The sequence below is a fragment of the Streptomyces doebereineriae genome, assembly GCF_031845645.1.
Taxonomy (GTDB): Bacteria; Actinomycetota; Actinomycetes; order Streptomycetales; family Streptomycetaceae; genus Streptomyces; species Streptomyces canus.
This window is the reverse complement of record NZ_JAVREZ010000006.1, coordinates 334,378-349,260: the sequence shown is the minus strand read 5'-3', so window position 1 is coordinate 349,260 and position 14,883 is coordinate 334,378. Positions and strand designations below refer to the sequence as shown.

Sequence of the window (14,883 nt, the reverse complement as noted above, 5' to 3'; positions counted from 1 at the left end):
CCGCCGGTAACTTCCGAGTCGCTACTGCGGAGTACGTGAAAGCCCTTGCAGCCGCCGGGGGTTGGGAGGAGACGTGCGCCGCAGCCGCTGTCCGCGCCAGGACAACACGCCACTGAAGCCGCACATCCGCACGTGAGCCCCACTTGCGTTGACTATGCCCCTGGGAGCAGCACATGGCCTCGTCCGTCGGCACCACCTCTGAGACCAACGAAAGCGGTTCCACCCCCGAAGCCTCCGACAGCCCTGCCAGACGCGGACGGGTCCGGGGACGCCGGGCCGCGATCATGGCCGTGCCGGCCGTCGCGCTCACCGCGGGTCTCGCGATCCTGACCGCCGAGGGTGCTCTCGGTGTCCAGTTCGCCATCTCCGGCATGCCCTTCACGGTCACCGCCGAGAGTCTCGACGGCACCGGGTTCGAGCAGTTCGGCGGCCTCGACAACATGGCGGACAACAGCCCGAACGCCGGCGACACCGGCGGACAGGTGCTGGTCGTCACCTCCGCCATCAAGAGCGCGACCCTCACCAAGCTGTGCCAGAGCGTCGACCTGGGCGGCACCAACCTGCTCATCAAGGCGGGCCAGGGAGACAAGAAGGTCGAGGCGACCGACCTGACCACTGACTCGACCGAGCTCACCGGTAACGCCTCGTTCGGCAACATCGAGATCGGCAACGACGCCAGCACCCTCACCAAGGCGGGCGTGAAGGGCCCGATCGGCGTCTTCAGCCAGCAGGCCGACACCGTGCACATCGGCGACCTGCGGCAGACCAACTACGCCACCACGGCCGCTGTGTTCAAGCTGCCCGGCCTCAAGCTCAGCTTCAGCAGCAAGGGTTGCTGATGGAGGGCCCGGAGCCGGTGAGCGGACCCGAGTCCGAGGGCGTACAGCAGCCTGTCCTCGTCGAGGACGCGTTCACCCGCTGGGTGTATGGGCGCCCCTTCTTCGGCGGACTGTGGCTCACCCTGGGCGGGGCGTGGACCCTGCTCACCATGAAGGCCTCGGTGAAGGTCATCCTGCACGTGGGCATGCAGGGGGTGGCGGGCTACCTCCTGCCGACCCTGATGGTGCTGCTGGGGCTGCTGATCCTGTTCAGCCCCGAGCAGCGCCTGTTCTACTCGATCACCGGCGTCCTGATCTCCATGGCCACCTGGGTCACCTCGAACCTGGGCGGCTTCATGGTCGGCCTCCTGCTGGGGGTCGCGGGGAGCGTGCTGACCTTCGGCTGGCTGCCCGACCAGGACCGGCGGGTGAGCCGCCACGAGCCGCTCGAGCAGGCCCGGGAGGCGGGGACCGACCCGGGGCCGCCCGGTCCCGCGACCGACACGGCGCAGGCCGGAATGGTCTCCGGTACAGCGCAGGCCGCCCAGTAACCGGGCCCGCACCGACCGCACCCGCCCGTGGGATCACGCACCTCCACAGGAACGCACACCCGCCCTCCCGGGGCCCGGACCGCGCAGGCACCGCCCGTCAGACGCCGGGCAGCCTGCGCGGTTCGACGCGTTCCTCGACCGCCGTCCCGCCGTCGCGAGTGACGACGTAGGCGCCCTTTCCGGGCACCTCGGTGACGGCCTCGACGAGTTCGGTGCCGCGGTAGACCAGTCCCACGCCGTCGTCCGTGCAGTGGGTGGCGGGCAGGGTGCCGTCCGCGACGAGCCGGTGGACCAGGGGGCGACGGCCCGGGTCGCTGTCGTAGTGCACGCCGTTTCCGTACGGCAGGAAGCCCAACGCGTCGGTGAGCGGGCGCAGTTCGGGGCCGTACGAGTCGGTGGTGCCGCCCTCGAACCAGCACAGGGAGCCCGCGCTGACCCCGCTGAGCACCACCCCGGCCTCCCAGGCCCTGCGCATGACGCGGTCGAGGCCGTGCACCCGCCACACGGCGAGCAGGTTCGCCACCGAGCCGCCCATGACCCACACCACGTCCTGCTCCAGGACGGTGCCCTCGACGTCGTCCAGGTTGGGCATGGGGAAGAGCTGGAGCGGGGTGAGGTCGAAGCCGGCCACCCGGGCCGCCTCGTGCATCCGCGCCGTGAAGTGTTCGGCGTCCCCGATGGCCGTGCCGACGTACATCACGCGCGGCCTGCGACCGTGGGCGCCCGACAGATCCACGGCGTGGTGCACCAGCGCGTGGAACGACACCATGGTGCGACCACCGGTGCGGTGTCCTCCGGAGGTGGCGACGATGGTCGGTTCCGAGCCCATTCACATGATCATAGCCAGCGGCCGCGCGAGGACAGGGGCGAGGATGGGGGCATGCGGGCGGGTGCCGTTCAACCGGCCCAGTGGTTGGTTCGCTGACGGTGGCCGCCCGGTCGGCCCGGGACATCGCGGGGGCACTGGTGCGGCGTCGGCGCGGGGAACTGCGTGACCAGCACCCACCTGACCGAGGAAAACCCACACCGTCCTCAACCATGCTGGATTGGACGGCAGTTGACGGTGGGACGGTAGGGGCATGGAGCGAGACGTCGACACCGGCAGCGCGCACTCCGCGCGGATCTACGACTACATCATCGGCGGTGCGGACCACTACCCGGCGGACCGCGAGGCGGGCGATGCCATGGTCCGGGAGTGGCCCGCGCTGCCGGTCCACATGCGGGCCAACCGCGACTTCATGAACCGCGCGGTGCGCCACCTCGCCGAGAAGTCGGGGATACGGCAGTTCCTCGACATCGGGACCGGCATCCCCACCTCCCCCAACATCCACGAGATCGCCCAGTCGGTGTCCCCCGACGCCCGGGTGGTGTACGTCGACAACGACCCGCTCGTGCTGCGCCTGTCCCAGGGCCTGCTCAACGGCACGCCCGAGGGCCGGACTTCGTACATCGAGGCCGACATGCGGGATCCGGCGAGCATCCTGGATGCGCCGGAGCTGCGGGCGACGCTCGATCTCACGCAACCGGTGGCGCTGTTGGTGATCGCGATCGTGCACTTCATGACGGACGAGGACGACGCCGTCGGCATCGTGCGCCGGCTCCTCGACCCGCTGCCGTCCGGGAGCCACCTCGCGATGTCCATCGGCACCGCGGAGTTCGCCCCGGACGAGGTCGGCCGGGTGGCCCGGGAGTACGCCGCGCGGGACATGCCGATGCGGCTGCGCGACTTCGCCGAGGCCGCGGAGTTCTTCACGGGACTGGAGATCGTGGAGCCGGGCATCGTCCAGGTGCACAAATGGCATCCGGACGGCTCGGGCACCGAGGTGATCCGGGACGCGGACATCGCGATGTACGGGGTGGTGGGGCGCAAGCCGTGACGCGGGTGATGCGGCGGGGGACGAGGATGGGGCCATGAACGCCACCCCGCTACCGCCACCTCCTCCTGCCCGCAGACGTGAAGATCATTACGATGCGGGACCGAGAAGTCATTACAAGGGGCTGATCACTTGACTACCGGCGGTCACACGCGGTTGGCTCCTGGCCAGTGAAGGTAAAACCGGCCGACGCACCCGCGTTCCGGCCACCCTTTCGCGTTCCGCCTGCTCGGCCGCACAGCGAGGTGCCGCTCCCATGAACACTCCTCCCCCACCTCGGACTCCCCCGAGATCCCTGCGCGTGGCCGCCCTCACCTCCGTAGCCCTGCTGCTGCTCGCCGGATGCTCCAGCGGCGACTCCTCCCTCGGGTCGGGCAAGGGCGCGGCGGAGGGGGCGGACGCCGCAGGGCTGAAGGTCGCCCTGATCACCCACGGCGGCGAGGGTGACGCCTTCTGGGAGCTCGTGCAGAAGGGTGCCGAGGCCGCCGCCGCGAAGGACGGGGTCGATCTGACATACGCGAACGACTCCGACCCGGCCGGCCAGGCCCAGCTGGTGCGCGACGCGATCAGTGACCGGGTCGACGGCATCGCGGTCACCCTGGCCAAGCCGGCCGCGATGAAGGCACCGGTGGCCGCGGCGCGGGCGGCCGGCATCCCGGTGGTGGGTCTCAACTCCGGTATCGACGCCTGGAAGTCGCAGGGGCTGCTGGAGTACTTCGGCCAGGACGAGAGCGTGGCCGGCGCCGCCGTCGGGGACAAGCTGAACGGCCTGAAGGTCAAACACGCGCTGTGCGTCATCCACGAGCGGGGCAACGTCGCCCTGGAAGCGCGCTGCGCCGGTCTCAAGAAGACGTTCCGCGGCGAGACCGAGAACCTGTACGTGGAGGGCACCGACCCCGAGGCCGTGGACACCGTGCTCACGGCCCGGCTGCGGCAGGACCCCGGCATCGACGAAGTCGTCACCCTCGGCGCGCAGTTCGCTCTGGACGCCGTGGAATCGGTGAAGGCGGCCGGAAGCAAGGCCCAGGTCTCCACCTTCGACCTCAACAACGACCTGGTCAAGGCGATCCGCGCCGGGAACGTACAGTTCGCGGTGGACCAGCAGCCGTATCTGCAGGGCTACCTCGCGGTGGACTCCCTGTGGCTGTACAGGACCAACGGCAACGTCAGCGGGGGCGGTGTGGCTCCCGTCCTCACCGGGCCCGCGTTCGTCACCCGGACGAACGTCGCCACGGTCGCGAAGTTCGCCGCGGCCGGCACGAGGTGACCTCCCTTCGGAACGACAACTCGCCTCCGAACACCCCACTCCGCTCTCCCTGACCGCCCAAGGACGACCATGCCCGATCGGACAGGTGCCCGGCGCCGCCTCGGCTCCATACGTCTCTCCCTCATCATGCTGGCGCTGGTGCCCAGCGTCACTCTCGCCGCCATGTGGGGCGTAACGACCACGCAGTTGTTCTCGGAGGGCCTACGGCTGCGCTCGCAAACCGAGCTCAGCCGGTCGACCGGCGCGATGGGCACCGAGGCCACGCTCGCGCTGCAGGGGGAACGCGCGGTGTCCGCCGCCTGGCTGGCCAAGGTGCCCGGCTCCCGGGCCGCCCTGGACGAGAAACGCGCGGCCACGGACGCGGCGGTCGCCAAGCTGGTCCGGCAGTCCGACGAGATCCAGCAGGCGCCCGCGCGCATCGCCGACCAGCTGTACTCGGTGCTCGGCTCGGTGGGCAGCCTGGAGTACTACCGCGACCAGGTGGACCACCCCACCGACATCACCGCCCAGCAGGCCCTCGACCAGTACACGTCGATCATCGACGACCAGATACACGCCTTCCAGCAGCTCTCGCAGGTCGACGACGGCGACCTCACCTCGCAGGCCGGACCACTCGTCGCCATCGAACACGCGGCGGAGCTGACCTCGCAGGAGGATGTGGCGCTCACCCTGGCCTGGTCGTCCGGGCATCTCGACGAGAAGGCCTGGGAGCAGTTCGTCCAGCTGGTGAACACGCGCCGGTGGCTCGTCGAGGACCAGATCGTGCCCGCGCTGAGCGGCACCGCGAAGACGCAGACCGAGCGGATTTTGGCGAGCCCGGACTGGCGGGCCCTGACGGCCGTCGAGGACCAGGTGCTCGCCGCGCGTCCGGCCGCCGGGACGGGACAGGTGGCCCTGCCGGACCTGCGGAAGCGGTGGACGCCGGCGATGGACAAGGTGTCCGTCCGTTACACCGCGCTGATCCGGCAGCAGACGTCCGGGCTGCTCACCCGCAGCGCGGACAAGGCGCACGAGCAGCTGCTGACGGCGGCCTCGCTGAGTGCCGGCGGGCTCATCGCGCTGCTGCTGTGCCTCTTCATGTCCTGGCGGATCACCCGTTCGCTGTCCCGGCGGCTGCGCGGCCTGCGGGAGGCCACGCTGAGTCTGGCCCAGGAGCGGCTGCCGGACGTGGTCGCACGGCTGGACCGGGGCGAGAAGGTCGATGTGGACCGGGCCGCACCGGAGTTGGACTACGGCTCGGACGAACTGGGGCAGGTGGCCCAGGCGTTCAACGCGGCCCAGCGAACGGCCGTGGTGACCGCCGTCGAACTCGCCGACACCCGGCGGGGTTTCCAGAAGGTGATCCTCGGGATCGCGCGGCAGAGCCAGAACCTGGTCAACCTCCAGCTCAGCCGGCTGGACACGCTGGAGCGCGAGCACCAGGACCCGGACGTGCTGGCGGGGCTGTACGAACTGGACTCCACGGCCAGCCAGTTGCGGCGGTACGAGGAGAACCTGGTCATCATCAGCGGCGGGCAGCCGCGGCGCAGCTGGACCGAGCCGGTCGCGCTGATCGACATCCTGCGCAGTGCGGTGGGTGAGGTCGCCCAGTACCAGCGGGTGGAGGTGCACACGGAGGAGGAGGTCTGCCTGGCGCCGCCCGCCGTCGCGGACGTGATCCACCTCCTGGCCGAGCTGATCGAGAACGCCACGCTGTACTCCCCCGCGCCGAGTCCCGTCTCGGTACGGGCGGGGCTGGTCGCCAAGGGTCTTGCCGTCGAGGTCGAGGACCGGGGCCTTGGCATGTCGGAGGACGAATACGCCTCCTTCAACGCCCACTTGGCCGAAGCCCCCAAGTTCGACGTCGTCGCCCTCGCCGACGACCTCCGCCTGGGCATGTTCGTCATCGCCCGCCTCGCCAACCGCCACGGCGTCCAGGTGACGCTGCGGTCCTCGCCGTACGGCGGAACGACGGCGATCGTCCTCCTCCCGCACGAGATCGTCGTACGGGAGGAGGACGAGGCGGAGAACCTGGTCGGAGCCGTCGCCGGTGTCGGGGCCACGACGGGGCCGGGGCGTGTGGAGAGCACGCCCAACGGAGACCGATCGACAGACGCCGGGAACGCAAGGCCCTTGGCGCGTATGGGGCTTGGGGCGGAAGCAAGGGTGCCGGCGAGCACGGCCCGCTCGACGGGGTCCGCGGAGGCGAGAGACCTGGCTGGTGCGTCGGGGTCGGCGGAGGCGGGGGGCCCGGCTGGTGTACCGGGAGCCGCGGACGCGGGAGCCCCGAACGGTGCCTCAGGGTCAGCGGACACGGGAGACCCGGCCGGTGCGTCGGCCACCACGGACGCGGGAGACCCGACCGGTGCCTCGACCACCGCGGGCCCGGGAGACCCGACTGGCGTGTGGGGGGCCGCGGACGCGGCAGGTTCGGCTCGTACGACGGAGTCGGCGGACGCGGGAGACCCTGCTCGACTACCGGGAGCCGCGGACGCGGGAGGCCCGACCGGCGCCTCGACCACCGCGGACGCGGGAGACCCGACCGGCCTGTGGGGGGCCGCGGACGCGGCAGGTTCGGCTCGTACGACGGAGTCGGCGGACGCGGGAGACCCTGCTCGACTACCGGGAGCCGCGGACGCAGGAGGCCCGACCGGCGCCTCGACCACCGCGGGCACGGGAAACCAGACCGGCGGGTCGGGGGCCGCGGACGCGAGAGGTTCGGCGGCCCCGGCGATGAGCGCGTCGCGTCCGGTGGGCGCCGCCCGCCCCGACGGGCTCGCGCCTCTCCCCCGGCGGGTGCCGCAGACCAGTCTGGCTGCCGAGCTGAGGGAGGATGCCCCGGCCGTCGGCGAGCAGGAGGACGCCGACGCCGACGAGTTCACGGCGGACCACGCGGCCTCCTCGCTCGCCGGATTCCAGCTCGGGACGCTCCGCGCCCGGGACGAGGACGACGTCCTCGACACCCCGGAGAACGCGACCACGGCGACCAGCACCGGGACCGACCCGCTCGGCACCCCCGAGGGCGGGTTGCCCGGCACCCCGGCGATCTCTGCCCCCGCCGGGGAAACCCCGCTCGGCACCCCCGAAGAAACGAGCCCCACCGACCGGAACGGTCTCCCCAGTGCTCCGGGCGACCCGGACGCTGCCAAGGACACTCCCGCCGTCGAACCCCTGCGTGGCACCCCCGAAGAAACAGCCCCCGCCGACCAGCACCCTCCCGGCACCCCCGAAGAAACGGCCCCCGCAGACCCGGAACAGCCGACCGGTGCCGCCGCCGAGCCGGCCCCCGCCGAGGCCGCACCCCCCGGTACCCCGCACGACGCGGCCCTCGCCGCTCGTAGTCCCCGTATCGATCGCTCATGAAGGACACGCCATGACACGCCCCACCCCCGCCACGCACACCCAGCTGGACCAGTTGCTCACCGGACTCGTGGAGCGGGTCGCCGACGTGACGCAGGCTGTCGTGCTCTCGGAGGACGGGCTGGTCGTCAGCAAGTCCACCGGGTTCCTGCGCGACGACGCCGAGCGGCTGGCGGCGACCGCGTCCGGTCTGATGAGCCTGAGCAAGGGCGTCAGCATGGACTTCCGGGGCGGCCCGGTGCGCCAGGCGCTCATCGAGATGGCCAACAGTTTCCTGATCCTCACCTCCGCGGGGCCCGGCGCCCATCTCGTCGTGCTCACCGGGCCGAACGCCGACGTCGGCGTCGTGGCGTACCAGATGAACATGCTGGTGAAGAAGATCGGCGAGCACCTCAGCGCGGCACCACGGGCCGGCATCGGCCCCACCGGCGGGTGAGGTGACCGACAGCGATGCGGCGGGCAGGCTGGTGCGACCGTTCGCCCTGACCGGCGGAAGGACGCGGCCCAGCCGTGCCGATTTCACCCTCATCACGACGGTGACCGCGGTGGACCCGCCACCGGAACTCGCCCCCCGCCCGCAGGCCGAGCAGTCCCGCATCCTGCGCCGGTGCGCCCGCCCGGTCGCCGTGGCGGAGCTGGCCGCGCTGCTCGACCTCCCGGTCAGCGTGGTCGTGATCATGCTCTGCGATCTGCTGGAAGCGGGCCTCATCACCGCGCACCCTCCACGCCCCGTCTCGCCCCGCACCCCGGACCTGGATTTGTTGCAGAAAGTGAGGGAAGGCCTTGGCCGACTCTGACCCGCTCGCCACCGAGACAGCCGGTACTCCCACCGCACCCGACACCGTCAAGATCCTCATCGCCGGGGGCTTCGGGGTCGGCAAGACCACCATGGTCGGGTCGGTCAGCGAGATCGCCCCGCTGCGCACGGAAGAACCCCTCACCGTCGCGGGCCTGGGCGTCGACGACCTCGCCGGGATCGAGCAGAAACGGGCCACCACCGTGGCCATGGACTTCGGCCGGATCACCATCAGCGACGAACTCGTGCTCTACCTCTTCGGCACCCCGGGCCAGCAGCGGTTCTGGTTCATGTGGAACGACCTCGCCGTCGGCGCCCTGGGCGCGGTCGTCCTCATCGACGTCCGGCGCCCGGAGTCGAGCTTCGCCGCGGTGGACTTCTTCGAACGCCGGCGCATCCCCTTCGTCGTCGCCGTGAACGGCTTCGAGGGCCAACACCCGTACCCGGCCGAGGACATCAGGGAGTCCCTCGCCCTCCCGGAGGGCGTCCCGGTGGTGTTGTGCGACGCACGGCGACGCGAGTCGTCCCGGGACGTGCTGATCGCCCTCCTGGACCTGCTGATCGCCGCGGCGGTCGACTAGCGGCGCACCTTACTCGTCCGGCCCGGTCAACTCCTCGTCCGAGGACGGGATCAGCCGAGCCGTGAGGCCCGGGTCGGGCATCTCGCGATCGAAGGGGAACATCGGCCGGCGGATACGCCGGTGGCCGAGGCGCGGCAGGTCCTGGTCGACGCCGCCCGGGGTGAGGGCCATCTTCCAGTCGGCGGCCATCGCGAACAGCTCGGGCTCCAGATACCCGATCTTGACGAGGACGAGATCCGCCTCGCGCGGCGCCAACTCCAGGTCCGTGAAGTCGTGTTCACAGTGGTACGGCTTTCTCAGGCGCGTCAGGATCACGTACACGCTTCCCACCCGCAGCACCGCCTCGGTCACCGCGTGCTGGTCACCGTGCCGGATCGCGTGGACCACACCGGTCAGCGTGAGCGGGCCCGCGTGACGGTCGTCGACCTCGGCACCTGCGGTCACCGTGACCGTTGCACCGACGCCGGCCTCTACGGCCGTGTCGACGGCGGCCGGGCCCGGGAGCGAGGCGTAGATGACCACCGGGCCAAAGGGATCCTTGAACTCCGGGCGGGCCAGCACCTGTTGGAGCCCCCAGGTGACGTCGCCGGCGCCGCCCGCTGTCGGGTTGTCGCCGGTGTCGCTGATGAAGTACGGCCGCTTCCGCGAGGCCAGCGCCGCGTCCAGGCACTCCTCGAGCGTGCCGGTCGGGGCGACGAAGTCGAAGTCGTGGCGGGCCTTCCAGAAGCCGCGGGCGAGCCGTTCGGCACCGGTCGTCACCACGTCCGCGGAAGAGCCCGTCACGACGACCGCGGCCCGGTTGCGGGGCTCGTCCGCCCACGCGTAGCCGACCCAGATCGCCGCGTCCGTGACTCCGTCGGTCGCCTCCACCTCCGCCACGGCGGCGTAGACGCTCTTCGCCGGCTCGATCCGGGTTGAGGTCTGTTCACCGGCCAGGAGTACGGGGACCGGGATCCAGGCCTTGACCGGGCGGGCGGCGCCGCTGGTGAGATGGTGCACGAGGTTGCGGGCGGCCCGCTCCTTCGTCTCCATCGCGTCCTCGTGCGGGGCCATGCGGTAACAGGTGATCAGGTCGGTGGCATGGGCGAGTTCCCGCGAGACGTTGCCGTGCAGGTCCATGGAGGCGGAGATGATCGTGTCGGGGCCGGTGATCTCCCTTATGCGGCACAGGAGTTCGGCTTCGGCGTCGTCCACGCCCTCGACGGTCATCGCGCCGTGGATGTCGTACCAGAGGCCGTCGATGGGGCCCAGTGCCCGGAGACGGTCGAGTAGTTCACGGGTCAGCTCGGCGTAGGCGCCCGCCGTCACCGTACCGCCGGGCAGTGCCTTGCCGACGAGGGTTCCTCGCCAGTCTGCGGCCCCGCGCAACGGCTGCCCCGGGGCCAGGAAGGGGTACCGGGTGAGGACTTCCGCACCGCGCAGGGGGTGGAAGGCGGGGGCTTGCGTGCGGGCCGGAGAGAACGTCGAGGACTCGATGCCGAGGCCTGCGATGGCGATTACGGGGCGGGATGAAGGCACGGTTGCTCCAAATCCGTTGTTGTCTGCGAGTTCGTCGTGGCTGGTCGCGCCCCTACAAGCCTCCGGTGACCGTCTTCATCGCCTGCGCCAGCGCCCGCTGCAGCGCGAACTGGCCTGCCCCCGCCAACCCGGCATCGGCGCCCAACGACGTCCGCTCGATCACCAGGTGCTGTGTCACCAGCGGATGGCAGCCCTCGTACAGCTGGCTTCGCACGGCCGCGACGAACGGCTCCAGCGTGGAGAGGATGCCGCCCAGGTACACGGCGTCGGGGTTGAAGAAGTTGACGTTGGCGGCGAGAACCTGGCCGAGGTAGCGGCCGGCCTGGCGGACCGCGCGGGTCGCTTCGGGGTCGGCGTCGAGGGCGAGGCGTACGACGTCCTCGGTGCTCGCCACCGGCAGGCCCCGTTCCCGCAGGATCCTGACCAGTGCCGCGCCCGAGGCGACCGTCTCCAGGCAGCCCGTGTTGCCGCAGGAGCACGGGGTGTCCTGGGCGGCCTCGACGCGGACGTGGGTGATCTCCCCCGCCCCTCCGGTCGCGCCCCGGTACAGCCGCCCGTCCGCGATGACGCCCGCCCCGATCCCGGAGCCCACCTTCACCATGATCGACTGCCGGTGCTCGACGGGCCGGACACTGTGCTCGCCCACGGCCATGCAGTTGGCGTCGTTCTCGACGGCCACCGGGACGGCGAAGCGCTCCTCGAACCAGTCCCGTACGGGGAAGCGGTTCCAGCCGGGCATGCGCGCCGGAAGGGTGACGAGGCCCGGCTCGACGTCGACAGGGCCCGGCAGGCACAGACCGACGCCCCGCAGCTGCTCCCGGCCATGCCGGTCGATCAGAGCCTGAAGAGTGTCCGCCAGGCCCGGCAGCGCGGCCTCGGGCCCGTCCGCCGTGGCGAACGGCACGGTCGACACGTCGGTGAGACCGCCCCCGGGGTGCACGACCCCGACATGCGCGTGCTTTCCGCCGAGGTCGGCCGCGACCGCGTATCCGTCGCTGCCGCCGAGCCGGAGCACCTTGCGCGGCCGCCCGCCGGTGGAGGACCGGGTGCCCTCCTCGGCGACCAGGCCGTGCGCGAGCAACTGGCCGACCGCGAAGGACACGGTCGAAGGTGCGGCGCCGAGCAGTGCGGCGAGTTCCGTACGGGTCGACGCCTGCCCGGAGGCGAGGAGTTCGAGGACGCTCTCGGCGAGCGAGGAGAAGCCGGAGCCGTGCCGTCGATGCGGTGGCTGACTTTTTTCAAGCATGGTCGAAGTTACTCCCGAATTCGACGGCCCAGGCGCCGAGCGTAGGCCCGAAAACCCTCTCTGTGCTTTTTTCAGAACAGCAGAAACAGGCTTTTTACAGCGGCACGCCTATTTCTTCCAACAGAGGGGGCGTTCACTTGCTCCACCCCGCTTCCACTTCCCTGGTCCCAGGAGCACGCCATGCCCCCTGCCCGCACGAGACTCCTCGCCGGTGCCGCCGCCCTCAGCGCGGGCACCCTGCTGCTCACCGCCTGTTCGGGGTCGAGCGGCACGTCGTCGTCCTCGCACGACACGATCAACTACGCGCTGCCCGCGAACTTCACCCCGAACTGGATCCTGCCGGTCGGCACGGCGGCGCACCTCAACACCAACAACATCTCCATCGCGAACACGCTGTGGGAGCCGCTCATCGCCTATGACGGCTCGACCGGCAAGATCGGCTGGAACAAGGCCGGTTCGGTCGCCACGGACGCCAAGTTCGCCGCGGACAACAAGAGCGTGACGATCACCCTGGGCGACCGGCACTGGAGCGACGGGAAGCCGATCACCTCGGCGGACGTGAAGTTCTGGTTCGACCTCATCAAGGCGAACAAGTCCGAGTGGGCGGGCTACAACCCCGGCAAGGCGCCGGACAACTGGACGTCCTTCAAGGCGGTCGACGCCCGCCACTTCACGATCACCTTCGACAAGGCCTACAACCCGCAGTGGATGCTCGCCAACGAGCTGAACTCCATCACCCCGCTCCCGCAGCACGCCTGGGCCGGCGGCCGGGATGCCAAGCAGGCCTGGACCTACCTCAACGACGCGGCGAAGAACATCTCCGGATACGCCTCGAACCCGCTGTGGAAGACCACCAGCGGCCCGTACTCCGTCAAATCCTTCTCCACCGCCGGCAAGGTGGTCCTCACCGCCAACAAGAAGTACGACGGCGGCGAGAAGGCGAACATCCCCACGGTGAATCTGCTCCCCTTCACCACCGCCGACGCCGAGAAGAACGCCCTGCGCTCGGGCAGCGTCGACTACGGCTACATCGAGGCGACCGACCTCGACCAGAAGGACAGCTTCACCGCGCAGGGCTTCAAGGTGGAGCCGTGGTCGGGCTGGGCGATCACCTACATGCCGTACAACTTCAACAACCCGGCCATGGGGGCCGTGTTCAAGCAGCTCTACGCCCGTCAGGCCATCCAGCACTCCATCGACCAGGCAAGTCTCGCGAAGGTCGTCCTCAACGGGACGGCGGTACCCGGCTACGGTCCCATCCCGCAGGGACAGGCCTCGGACTTCCTGTCGTCGGTGCAGAAGGACAACCCGTACCCGTTCTCCAACGACACCGCCAAGTCCCTCCTGGCCAGCCACGGTTGGACCGAACAGGGCGGGGTCATGACCTGCTCCGAGCCCGCGAAGTGCGGTGAGGGCGTCGCCAAGGGCACGAAGTTCGAGATGCAGGTGCTCTCGCAGTCCGGCTCCGCGGTCACCGACAACATGATGAGCGCGATCCAGTCCTCGCTCGCGAAGACCGGCATCAAGTTCTCCATCAAGACCGCTCCGGTCAACTCGGTGCTCTCACAGACCCCGCAGTGCACGTCGGGTCAGTCGATCTGCAAGTGGCAGCTGAGTTTCTTCGGCACGGCGGGCAGCTGGTACTTCAACGCCTTCCCGACCGGTGACTCGCTGTTCCAGACCGGCGGCGGTTCCAACTTCGGCAACTACTCGAACCCGGACGTCGACAAGCTCGTCTCCGCCACCACGACATCGAGTTCGAACCAGGCCATCCAGGACTACAGCGCAGCCCTCGCGAAGGACCTGCCCGTCATCTGGCTGCCCGAGCCGGACTACCAGATCTCCGTCCTCAAGAACGGGCTCGGCGGCTTCTCCCAGGACTCGCTGGCCAACTTCCACCCGGCGCAGTGGAAGTGGATCGGCTAGTGGACACGGTCCTCTATCTCGTCCGTCGGCTTCTTCAGGCCCTCGCCGTGATCCTGATCGTCACGATCGTGGTCTTCTGCCTGCTGCACGCGCTTCCCGGGGGTCCCGCGCGCGGGATCCTCGGGCCCCAGGCGACGGCCGGGCAGATCGCCGCGTTCAATCACGAGCAGGGACTCGACCGGTCCCTGCCCGTGCAGTACGTCCTGTATCTGCGCGAGTTGGTGCAGGGGGATCTCGGGACGTCGTACACGCTGAACGAAGCGGTCTCGCGGCTGATCGAGCAACGGTTGCCGAAAACCCTGGTGTTGACCGTGCTGTCCGCGATGGTCGGGCTGGTGCTGGCTGTGCCGTTGGGTATGTGGCAGGCGGTGCGGCGGAACAAGCCGACCGACTATGTCATCACCACCCTGAGCTTCGTCGCGTATTCGACGCCGGTGTATTTCCTGGGGCTGCTGCTGATTCTGCTGTTCACGCAGACGCTTCGGTGGTTTCCGTCGCAGGCGCCGCAAGGGGACACGTTGGGGCAGGTGCTCGCGGATCCCGCGGGGCTGGTGCTGCCCGTGGTCACCGGGGCCGCGTCCATGGTGGCCGTGTTCAGCCGCTATATGCGGGGCGCGACGCTGGAGAACCTCTCCGAGGACTATGTGCGGACCGCGCGGGCGGGGGGTGCGGGGCAGTACGCGGTGCTCTTCCGGCACGTTTTCCGCAACTCGCTGACGCCGGTGGTGGCGATGCTCGGGTACTACGTGCCGGTGCTGTTCGGGGGCGCGCTGGTGGTGGAGCAGTTGTTCAACTACCCGGGGATGGGGTTGTTGTTCTGGTCCGCGGCCCAGTCGTCGGACTATCCGGTGCTGCTCGGGTGTGTGCTGGTGATCTCGGTGGCGACTGTTGTGGGGACCTTGCTTGCTGATGTGGTGCAGCGGGTTGTCGATCCTCGGGTGAAGGAGGGGCGGGCGTGAGTGTTCAA

12 protein-coding genes and 1 pseudogene are annotated in these 14,883 nt (G+C 70.1%); 10 read left to right on the top strand and 3 right to left on the bottom strand.

Going from position 1 to position 14,883, the window contains the following annotated elements; translation table 11 throughout:
• Positions 1-173: 173 nt before the first annotated feature.
• Both RNB18_RS20190 and RNB18_RS20185 read left to right on the top strand, forming a co-directional pair.
• Entirely contained in the window at positions 174-839 is a 666-nt protein-coding gene (locus tag RNB18_RS20190; RefSeq protein WP_311715471.1) for a DUF6230 family protein, read from the top strand.
• Positions 840-856: 17 nt separating this feature from the next.
• Positions 857-1,369: a DUF6114 domain-containing protein gene (locus RNB18_RS20185; protein WP_311715470.1), complete on the top strand. Its 513-nt coding sequence runs from the start codon at positions 857-859 to the stop codon at positions 1,367-1,369.
• Between the two features lie 97 nt (positions 1,370-1,466).
• Here the strand turns inward: RNB18_RS20185 and RNB18_RS20180 are convergent, their stop codons facing one another.
• On the bottom strand, positions 1,467-2,198 hold the full coding sequence (locus tag RNB18_RS20180) for a Type 1 glutamine amidotransferase-like domain-containing protein (RefSeq protein WP_311715469.1): 732 nt from the start codon (positions 2,196-2,198) through the stop codon (positions 1,467-1,469).
• A gap of 250 nt (positions 2,199-2,448) precedes the next feature.
• Here RNB18_RS20180 and RNB18_RS20175 point away from each other — a divergent pair, with 250 nt between their 5' ends.
• The 6 genes and pseudogenes from RNB18_RS20175 (at position 2,449) to RNB18_RS20150 (ending at position 9,226) form a co-directional block, all read left to right on the top strand.
• Positions 2,449-3,246: an SAM-dependent methyltransferase gene (locus RNB18_RS20175; RefSeq protein ID WP_311715468.1), complete on the top strand. Its 798-nt coding sequence runs from the start codon at positions 2,449-2,451 to the stop codon at positions 3,244-3,246.
• 253 nt (positions 3,247-3,499) lie between these two features.
• On the top strand, positions 3,500-4,510 hold the full coding sequence (locus RNB18_RS20170; protein ID WP_311715467.1) for a substrate-binding domain-containing protein: 1,011 nt from the start codon (positions 3,500-3,502) through the stop codon (positions 4,508-4,510).
• 69 nt (positions 4,511-4,579) lie between these two features.
• Positions 4,580-6,505: pseudogene (locus RNB18_RS53715) on the top strand (nitrate- and nitrite sensing domain-containing protein); the annotation flags it as partial.
• 1,357 nt (positions 6,506-7,862) lie between these two features.
• A complete protein-coding gene (locus RNB18_RS20160; RefSeq protein ID WP_030313681.1) occupies positions 7,863-8,285 on the top strand; it encodes a roadblock/LC7 domain-containing protein in 423 nt (140 codons plus the stop codon).
• Position 8,286: 1 nt separating this feature from the next.
• Positions 8,287-8,646 (top strand): DUF742 domain-containing protein, encoded by a 360-nt coding sequence (locus tag RNB18_RS20155; RefSeq protein WP_311715465.1) that lies wholly within the window; start codon positions 8,287-8,289, stop codon positions 8,644-8,646.
• The gene (locus tag RNB18_RS20150) at positions 8,633-9,226 is read left to right on the top strand and encodes a GTP-binding protein (protein ID WP_311715464.1); all 594 of its coding nucleotides are present in this window, start codon (positions 8,633-8,635) and stop codon (positions 9,224-9,226) included. The genes RNB18_RS20155 and RNB18_RS20150 overlap by 14 nt, the downstream gene beginning before the upstream one ends.
• 9 nt (positions 9,227-9,235) lie before the next feature.
• Here RNB18_RS20150 and RNB18_RS20145 read toward each other — a convergent pair whose 3' ends face one another.
• Positions 9,236-10,744: a M81 family metallopeptidase gene (locus RNB18_RS20145; protein ID WP_311715463.1), complete on the bottom strand. Its 1,509-nt coding sequence runs from the start codon at positions 10,742-10,744 to the stop codon at positions 9,236-9,238.
• Positions 10,745-10,796: 52 nt separating this feature from the next.
• Positions 10,797-11,990 carry an ROK family transcriptional regulator gene (locus RNB18_RS20140; protein ID WP_311715462.1) on the bottom strand — a complete coding sequence of 398 codons (1,194 nt, stop codon included), beginning with the start codon at positions 11,988-11,990 and terminating at the stop codon, positions 10,797-10,799.
• 180 nt (positions 11,991-12,170) lie between these two features.
• On the opposite strand from RNB18_RS20140, the gene RNB18_RS20135 reads away from it, so the two are divergent.
• Together RNB18_RS20135 and RNB18_RS20130 are read left to right on the top strand one after the other, a co-directional pair.
• Positions 12,171-13,916, top strand: coding sequence for a peptide ABC transporter substrate-binding protein (locus tag RNB18_RS20135; RefSeq protein ID WP_311715461.1), 1,746 nt, complete (start codon positions 12,171-12,173; stop codon positions 13,914-13,916).
• Positions 13,916-14,875 carry an ABC transporter permease gene (locus tag RNB18_RS20130; protein WP_311715460.1) on the top strand — a complete coding sequence of 320 codons (960 nt, stop codon included), beginning with the start codon at positions 13,916-13,918 and terminating at the stop codon, positions 14,873-14,875. Before RNB18_RS20135 ends, RNB18_RS20130 begins: the two co-directional genes overlap by 1 nt.
• The last annotated feature ends 8 nt before the right edge of the window (positions 14,876-14,883 follow it).

Coding starts and splice junctions, on each gene's coding strand:
- RNB18_RS20190 (WP_311715471.1), top strand. CDS start 174: ATGGCCTCGTCCGTCGGCACCACCTCTGAGACCAACGAAAGCGGTTCC.
- RNB18_RS20140 (WP_311715462.1), bottom strand. CDS start 11,990: ATGCTTGAAAAAAGTCAGCCACCGCATCGACGGCACGGCTCCGGCTTC.
- RNB18_RS20175 (WP_311715468.1), top strand. CDS start 2,449: ATGGAGCGAGACGTCGACACCGGCAGCGCGCACTCCGCGCGGATCTAC.
- RNB18_RS20170 (WP_311715467.1), top strand. CDS start 3,500: ATGAACACTCCTCCCCCACCTCGGACTCCCCCGAGATCCCTGCGCGTG.
- RNB18_RS20160 (WP_030313681.1), top strand. CDS start 7,863: ATGACACGCCCCACCCCCGCCACGCACACCCAGCTGGACCAGTTGCTC.
- RNB18_RS20180 (WP_311715469.1), bottom strand. CDS start 2,198: ATGGGCTCGGAACCGACCATCGTCGCCACCTCCGGAGGACACCGCACC.
- RNB18_RS20135 (WP_311715461.1), top strand. CDS start 12,171: ATGCCCCCTGCCCGCACGAGACTCCTCGCCGGTGCCGCCGCCCTCAGC.